Origin of the sequence: Lutibacter sp., assembly GCF_013139515.1 — a bacterium.
Taxonomy (GTDB): Bacteria; Bacteroidota; Bacteroidia; order Flavobacteriales; family Flavobacteriaceae; genus Lutibacter.
Window position 1 is genome coordinate 21,921 of sequence record NZ_WTAR01000116.1, and the last position, 8,268, is coordinate 30,188.

6 protein-coding genes are annotated in these 8,268 nt (G+C 30.3%); 5 read left to right on the forward strand and 1 reads right to left on the reverse strand.

Annotated features, from left to right (window positions below; genetic code table 11):
* Window positions 1–48 precede the first annotated feature (48 nt).
* Entirely contained in the window at window positions 49–3,168 is a 3,120-nt protein-coding gene (gene ccsA / locus GQ540_RS10475) for a cytochrome c biogenesis protein CcsA (protein ID WP_291800781.1), read from the reverse strand.
* A 364-nt stretch (window positions 3,169–3,532) separates the two neighbouring features.
* Here ccsA and GQ540_RS10480 point away from each other — a divergent pair, with 364 nt between their 5' ends.
* The 5 genes from GQ540_RS10480 to GQ540_RS10500 all read left to right on the forward strand — a co-directional run.
* Window positions 3,533–4,909, forward strand: coding sequence for a tryptophanase (locus GQ540_RS10480; protein ID WP_291800782.1), 1,377 nt, complete (start codon window positions 3,533–3,535; stop codon window positions 4,907–4,909).
* 53 nt (window positions 4,910–4,962) lie between these two features.
* Window positions 4,963–5,424 carry an Rrf2 family transcriptional regulator gene (locus GQ540_RS10485; protein ID WP_291800784.1) on the forward strand — a complete coding sequence of 154 codons (462 nt, stop codon included), beginning with the start codon at window positions 4,963–4,965 and terminating at the stop codon, window positions 5,422–5,424.
* 124 nt (window positions 5,425–5,548) lie between these two features.
* Window positions 5,549–6,028, forward strand: coding sequence for a cytochrome c (locus GQ540_RS10490; RefSeq protein WP_291800785.1), 480 nt, complete (start codon window positions 5,549–5,551; stop codon window positions 6,026–6,028).
* Window positions 6,029–6,039: 11 nt separating this feature from the next.
* Complete coding sequence (locus tag GQ540_RS10495) at window positions 6,040–7,377, forward strand: cbb3-type cytochrome c oxidase subunit I (protein ID WP_291800787.1); 1,338 nt, start codon at window positions 6,040–6,042, stop codon at window positions 7,375–7,377.
* A 164-nt stretch (window positions 7,378–7,541) separates the two neighbouring features.
* The coding region (locus tag GQ540_RS10500; protein WP_291800789.1) for a multicopper oxidase domain-containing protein at window positions 7,542–8,268 on the forward strand (727 nt) is incomplete at its 3' end.

Below are 8,268 nucleotides of genomic sequence, written 5' to 3' on the forward strand. Positions count from 1 at the left end.
TCTATTTTTTTAATGGATTGCAAAGTTACATTTTTGCAACGATTTTAATTATTTTTTATAATGTTTTTTATGTTGAAAATAGGCGAAGGCAGATAATACCGCTACAATTGCTATTGCATAATAAACAAAAGTTGGTGTTATAACTTTATCACCACTTGCATATGAATGTAATCCAGACAGGTAGAAGTTAACTCCAAAATAAGTCATTAAAATAGAAGCAAAAGCCGCAATTGAAAACATATTAAATGTGAATTTACTTCTTAAACCAGGTATTAATCTTAAGTGTAATACAAAAGCGTAAATCATAATACTAATTAAAGCCCAAGTTTCTTTTGGGTCCCAGCCCCAGTAACGTCCCCAGCTTTCATTTGCCCATTGACCTCCTAAAAAGTTTCCAATAGTTAAAAGTATCAATCCAACAGTTAAAGACATTTCATTAATAATGGTTAATTCTTTAATCATTAAGCCAATTTTAGATTTGTTTTTTGAAGTTGTTAAAACCATTAATAACAATGAAATTAAACCTAAAATCATACCCAAAGCAAACGGACCGTAACTAGCAACAATAATTGAAACGTGAATCATTAACCAGTATGAGTTTAATACGGGCTGAAGGTTAGCAATTTCAGGATCCATCCAATTCCAATGTGCCACCATTAATATAAATGCTGTTAAAAATGCTGTTGCAGCTAGTGTCATTGAAGATCTTCTTCCAAAGATTAAGCCAAAGAGCATAGTTGCCCAACCTACATAAATCATAGATTCATAAGCATTACTCCAAGGAGCATTTCCACTCACAATCCAACGTGCAATTAAACCACCTGTGTGCATTAAAAATAAACCAATAATAATGGCAATACTTCCTTTAATTAAAAAGTTTACAACTTTATTGTTTTTGAATATTTGAAATATTACAAAGAAGAACATTAAAGTCCCTATGTACATATAATAGCTATAAATTGTTCTAAAAACATCATATTTATTATATGCAATTTCTAAATCAATTTTTTTGTCAGATGGATATACTTCACTTCCATATTTTTTCTGAAAATTTATAATACCTCCTAATATTTCATCAGCAGTAGTATAATCTTTTGTAGAATTGGCTTCAGACAATGTTTGTATGTAAATTGGGAAAATTTGACGTACAAATACTGAATCTTGACCTTTAAAATTAGCAGCATTTACGTTGTTATGATCTACCCAAGTATGGTTTGGATCATTAGGAATTGGAAATATTTTAAGAATAGCTCCTGTAATTGCTGAGTATAATAAATTAACTCTTCTATCAACATTTATAACATCTTTTTCAAATTTACTTTTAATGTTGCTTTTTTGTGAGTCTTGTTGAATTTGAGAAATTTTATAGTTTCCTTTTTCATCAAAAAAGCTTGAAAGTGAAGCGTATTTATCTTCGTGTGGAATTCCTATAATATCTCTTAATTTAGTATTTCCTTTTTCAATATAAATAATTGGAATTTGAAACCAAATTCTAGGGTTTTGTTGTATTGATAAGAATACTTGTGTAGCATTCATATCTTCAAAGGTATCGTTTTTACTAACTTTTCTTAGCAATTGCGATGCGTATGTGTGTACAGGTTTCATTCTTCCGCCTGCATCTTGTATTATTAATTTGCTAAATTTATTGGTATGATCAACTGTAATGTGGTTTGCTGTTAAAGCTGAGTCTATTTGAACTTTACTCATCACATGATTGTGATCTTGAGAAAATGCAACTGACGCAATTAGTAGTAAAGCAATTGATGTTAGGGTTGTTTTTTTAGTTCTAATTTTTTGTAAACTTTTTCTAAGAAAATCAAACCTAGTATTTTTCATAAATAAGATTAAAATTAAACCTGCGTACAATAAAAAATAGCCAACGTAAGTAATTGTTGAGCCCCAATAATCATGATTTACAGATAAATGGGTTTCTTCATATTGCGATGTGATATTGTAGCTAGATTGAAAGAATTTATAGCCTTTATAATTTAAAATATTATTCATAAAAATTCTGAATGGAAAAGTTTCTTCAGGTGCAATTACTGTAACCTCACTAGCAAAGGACATAGCGCTTTGTGAACCTGGATAGTTGTCTAACTGAAAATCGTTTAGTTTAATGCTAAAAGGTAATTGCATTTGTAATGCACCATAACTCATTCTGAAATTTAAATTTCCAACGTTAAATGTTGTAGGTGGTTGAATGGCAAATTTCCCTCCTTTTAATGTAATATGTGTAGTTTTATCAGCAACTTTAACATCAAATTCTAATTGCGCTAATGAATTTTGATCTTTATCACCAGAAACAGTTTTGTAAGATCCTTTAGTTGAATTTTGCGGTACTACAAATTGTAAGCCTGCTAATGAGTGAACAGCTAAAATTGAAAAATCTTGCAAAGAATCTTTTACAATAGTACCTTCAAACTTATCTGCCATTCTATAGAAATTACCATCAACAACTGATTGGATTTTTAAATTACCATCAATAGTTTTAAAGTCTATCGTATTTTTAGTTGGAGAATCGTATCCAATAGCAACACCATGTACAACTTCTGTTTCTCCTTTTTTAATATAATGGTCATGTCTTCCGCCTCCACCAGATTCAACAAATTTTAAATACTCACTTCCGTTTTCATCAACTTCAAAAGTTGTGGTAGCATTTGGAATATAATTGGTTAATTTAACGGCAACATCAGTTCCTTTAAAATCGGTTTTATAATTATAAGTATTATTACCAATAGCTGATAATAAAATTTTACGATGAGCAGGTGTTTTTTGATCAACTCCATCATCTACAACAATACTAATATAGCTTGCTTCTGAATAAAAAGTATTACTCACAGCTCCTTCTTTAATTGGCATAATTCCTTCAAAACTAATATAACGCGTAATTCCTGCTCCCAAAAGGATTAAAAAGAATGATAAGTGAAAAACAAGAACAACTAATTTTTCTTTTTTATATAATTTATATTTTAACATATTTCCGAAGAAATTAATTGAAAATAATATCATAATACCTTCAAACCACCAAGAATTGTAAACTAAAGCTTTGGCGGTTTCAGTACCAAAGTCATTTTCAATAAAAGTGGCAACTCCCATGGATAGAGCAAAAACTAAAAATAATACAGCCATTAATCGGGTTGAGTAAATAAGTGAAAGAAGTTTGTTCATTTCTATGGTTTTAATTTTTTAAAAACGTTTTGCAAAAATACTAATAATTGCTATAATAGAGGTTTTAAATAGTAATTTTAACGGTCTATTATACAAGGTCAAATTTACAAGTAACTTTTGTTACTTAAACTGATTATTGTCAGTAAAATTTACTCTTAAAATATAATAATCATAAAAATAAATTTTTGTAATTTTGTTTCAATAAATTTTTTGAATGAAAACATTAAGTTATTATAAAATACACTTTAATTCTTATTTAAACATAAAGCGCCCAGAATGCTTTATTAGTTAATTTCCTTTTATTTTTTTGGTGATTTTCACCACACTTTTTAAAACACATTTTTCAAAATTAAAACATATTATTATGGAATTACCATATTCAGAACCGTATAAAATTAAAATGGTTGAATCAATAAAAAGATCAACAAAAGAACAACGTTTAAAATGGATTAAAAAAGCCAATTATAACTTGTTTAATTTATCATCAGAGAATGTATTTGTAGATTTACTTACCGACTCTGGAACTGGAGCAATGAGTGATAAGCAATGGGCTGAGATGATGATTGGAGATGAAAGTTATGCTGGTTCATCTTCATTTTTAAAATTAAAAAAGACAGTAAAGAAAATTACAGGTTTTAAATATTTTTTACCAACACATCAAGGAAGAGCCGCTGAGAATGTATTGTTTTCGGCATTGGTAAAAGAAGGAGATTTTGTGCCAGGAAATTCACATTTTGACACTACAAAAGGGCATATAGAATTTAGAAAAGCAACAGCGGTAGATTGTACTATTGATGAAGCTTTTGATACTTCAATAATTCATCCTTTTAAAGGAAATGTAGATTTAAGCAAGCTAGAAGATGTGTTTAAAAGCCACCCAAAAGAAAAAATTCCATTTGTAATTTTAACTATCACTTGTAATAGTGCGGGTGGACAACCAGTTTCTGTAAAAAACACTAGAGAAGTTTCAGAACTATGTAAACAGTATGGAATTCCACTATATTTTGATGCAGCCCGTTATGCAGAAAATGCATACTTCATCAAAAAAAGAGAAGCAGGTTATGAAAATAAAACCATAAAAGAAATTGTAAAAGAGGTTTTTTCTTATGGTGATGGAATGACAATTAGTGCCAAAAAAGATGGTTTAGTTAATATGGGAGGTTTTATTGCATTAAACAATAAAGCAGTTTTTAAACAAGCTACCGTTTTTAATATTATGTATGAAGGTTTTATTACATATGGAGGTATGAATGGTCGTGATATGGGTGCACTGGCGGTTGGTTTAGATGAAGCAACTGAATTTAATTATTTAGAAAGTAGAGTTGAACAAATAGCGCATTTAGGAAAAAAATTAGTAGAATATGGAGTGCCTGTTCTACAGCCTTTTGGCGGACATGCCATATTTTTAGATGCTAATAAATTTGTGCCAAAAATACCAAGAGAAGAGTATAGAGCTCAAGCTTTAGCTATTGAATTATACATTGTAGGTGGTATTAGAGGTGTTGAAATTGGAACAGTTTTAGCAGATAGAGATCCATTTACACGAAAAAATAGATTTCCAGACCTAGAAATGGTTAGGCTTGCAGTTCCAAGGAGGACCTATACTAATAACCACATGGATTATGTTGCGGCATGTTTAAAAAATATTTTTGATACTAGGGAAGAAGCAAAATCTGGTTATGAAATTACTGATGAAGCGCCTATCATGAGACATTTTACTGTTAAATTTAAAAAGATATAATATCCTTTACTCTTTTTTTGTTAGATTTACCAGAAGTAATGTAAAAAAATAATATGATGTTATCACGTGCTAGTAAATATGCAATCTTATCAACTCTCTTTTTAGCTGAGCATTCAAGTGAGGATAAAAAGATAAGTGTTAAGGTAATTGCTGAAAGTATAGATGTTCCAAGTCCATTTTTAGCAAAGCTATTTCAGCAACTAGTACGTGGTAAAATTATTTCTTCAACTAAAGGGCCTAATGGAGGTTTTTATTTAACGAAACAAAATAGTAAAAAAAATGTTTGCGATATTATTGAAAACATTGATGGTTTAAATAAATTGAACGACTGTTTTTTAGGTTTAAATGAATGCGATTCTAAAAATCCATGTCCAGTACATTTCATAGTAGAACCCTTTAAGAATAATATTCTAGGAAAGTTTAGGGACAAAACTATTCAAGAATTTGCTCAAGAAATTTCAGATAAGGGTAGAGTACTTACTTTGAAAGATATTACACCTAAAATTAAAAAATAAGCTAAAAACTTTTCACATTGATAAATGTCATCTTTTTATTCATTTAAATGCTATAATTTTGCAATAATAAAAGATAAAAAGGTCTTTTAATAATTAATAATTAACTAATAAAACTAATTTAAGTATGTTATCTAAAAAACAAGCAAGAGCTTTCTTTCTAGGTGGTACATTAGTAACGTTTCTTGTATTTATAGGACTTACAGTGTATTCTTTATCAGAGGGACAAGATCAAACAAACAAAGAAACTCTTACAGCAGAAGTAGTTAGAGGAAAAGAAATTTGGGAATCAAATAACTGTATGGGTTGTCATACATTGTTAGGTGAAGGAGCTTATTACGCACCAGAGTTAACAAAAGTTATTGATAGATTAAATCAAAAATACGATGGTAACGGAGAAGAAGTTATTAAAAGTATTTTAATGTCTCCAACTCCTTGGCAATTAAATGGTCGAAAAATGGTAGCATATTCTATGTCTGAAAATGAAGCCAATGATGTTGTATCATTTTTTAAATGGATTGGAAAAATTGATTTAAATGGATTTGGTGAAATTGTAGGTGTAGACAGAAAAATATCACCATTAGCTAAAGATAAAATTAACAACTAAACAAAAGTATTATGAAATATAAATCACAAAAAGTAGCATATTGGTTTTTTGCCCTTTCAATGCTATTGTTAGTATTACAAATAACCTACGGTTTTATTATGGGATTTGCTCGTATAGGAATGGATGGTTTGCACGAATTTATACCTTTTAACACAGCAAGAGCTGTTCATACAAATTTATTAGTTGTTTGGTTATTATCAGGTTTTATGGGAGCTGCATATTACATTATTCCTGAAGAAGCTCAACGGGAATTGGTGAATGTTAAATTGGCGTATGTTCAATTAATTAGTTTAGCAATTGTGGGAGTTGTAGCAGTTGTTGGATTCCATTTTAATATTTGGGAAGGGAGAAAATTTTTAGAAATCCCTAGACCTTTGGATTATCTAGTAGTTGTTAATGTACTTCTATTTTTAGGATTGATTTTAACAACGCTATTTAAAGCAAAACGTAGAACTACAACAGCACTTGTATTATCAATGGGATTGTTATTTGCGGCCTTATTATATTTGCCTGGAATGTTACCATTTGAGAGTCAAGTAACAGATTCATTTTTCCGTTGGTGGGTTGTTCACTTATGGGTAGAAGGAGTTTGGGAATTAATTATGGGAGGTATTTTATCATTCTTATTAATTAAACTAACAGGTGTAGATAGAGAAGTAATAGAAAAATGGTTGTACGTAATTGTAGGTTTAACATTCCTTTCAGGAGTTTTAGGCACAGGTCACCATTACTATTATATTGGTGTAAATAAAATTTGGTTAATAGTAGGTGGTATATTCTCAGCATTAGAACCATTAGCATTCTTAGCAATGGCATTATTTGCAGTAAATATGTACAGAAAGGGAGAGAAAAAACATCCTAATAAATTAGCATTATACTGGACTTTAGGTTCAGCAATAGTCTCTTTTGTTGGTGCAGGGTTGTTAGGATTTGCACACACATTGCCACAAACAAACTTATATACACACGGTACGTTAGTTACAGCAATGCATGGTCATTTAGCATTTTGGGGAGCTTATGCAATGATTGTTTTAGCAATTATTAGTTATAGTTTACCAAATTTAACAGGAAGAAAATTATACGATAGTTCAAGAGGTAGAATGGCTTTTTGGATGGCAAATATTGGAATGGTTGGAATGACGGTTGCTTTTGGAGTTGCAGGTGTTGCTCAAGTATATTTAGAGAGAAAGTTTAAAATGGACTTTATGCAAGTACAAAATGAAATTAGCATCCACTTTGTGGTATTAATTTTGTGTGCAACGTTATTTACTACAGGAGTTGTACTTTATATCATTGATTTTTATAAACACGGTACTCCAACAGACGAAGCGTTAGAAATAAAAGAATAATTAGATAAACACAATAAAAATTTAGATATAGTTTTTTAGATTGATTTCCAGAGTTAAAAATTTGTAGTTATTGTCCATACTATAATTTAAAATTTAAGACTCTGGTTTTCTTTTGTACAAAATTGTATTATTGCAAAACAAACAAACAAACAAACAAACAGGAAATGAAAAAAATGAAGAATCTAAGAAAAGCTTTCAGCAGTGTAAGTATATTAGGAATGGTTTTATTATTATTATTATTAATTAGTTGTAATTCTGAAACAAAAAAGAAAGATGTAGATGCTGCTAAAATTGCAGTTTCTGGGACAATGGATGCGGTGCTTACCTCACCTCCATTTGTACCTGCTTCTGTTGGGGATAGACCAGCAAAAAAATTAATTGTAAACATGGAAATTCTTGAAGAAGAAGGAACTATGACAGATGGAACAACCTATGTTTATTGGACTTTTGGAGGTTCTGTGCCAGGGAGTTTTATTCGTACAAGAGTAGGTGATGAGGTTGAGTTTACATTATCAAACCACCCAGATAACAAATTACCACATAATATAGATTTACATGCAGTAACTGGTCCAGGAGGTGGAGCAACATCTTCATTTGTAGCACCAGGTCATGAAAAAACGTTCTCATTTAAAACATTAAATCCAGGATTATATGTATATCACTGTGCAACTGCACCTGTTGGAATGCATATTGCTAACGGAATGTATGGTTTAATTTTAGTTGAACCAGCAGGAGGTTTGCCTAAAGTAGATAAAGAATACTACATTATGCAAGGAGACTTCTATACAAAAGGAGCAACCGGAGCACCAGGGTTACAACCTTTTGATATGACAAAAGCCGTTGCAGAGCAAGCAGACTATGTTGTGTTTAACGGTAGAATGGGTTCTTTAA

Bases quoted from the DNA above. Each gene is read 5' to 3' on its own strand.
- ccsA (WP_291800781.1), bottom strand. From the start codon at position 3,168: ATGAACAAACTTCTTTCACTTATTTACTCAACCCGATTAATGGCTGTA.
- GQ540_RS10480 (WP_291800782.1), top strand. From the start codon at position 3,533: ATGGAATTACCATATTCAGAACCGTATAAAATTAAAATGGTTGAATCA.
- GQ540_RS10485 (WP_291800784.1), top strand. From the start codon at position 4,963: ATGATGTTATCACGTGCTAGTAAATATGCAATCTTATCAACTCTCTTT.
- GQ540_RS10490 (WP_291800785.1), top strand. From the start codon at position 5,549: ATGTTATCTAAAAAACAAGCAAGAGCTTTCTTTCTAGGTGGTACATTA.
- GQ540_RS10495 (WP_291800787.1), top strand. From the start codon at position 6,040: ATGAAATATAAATCACAAAAAGTAGCATATTGGTTTTTTGCCCTTTCA.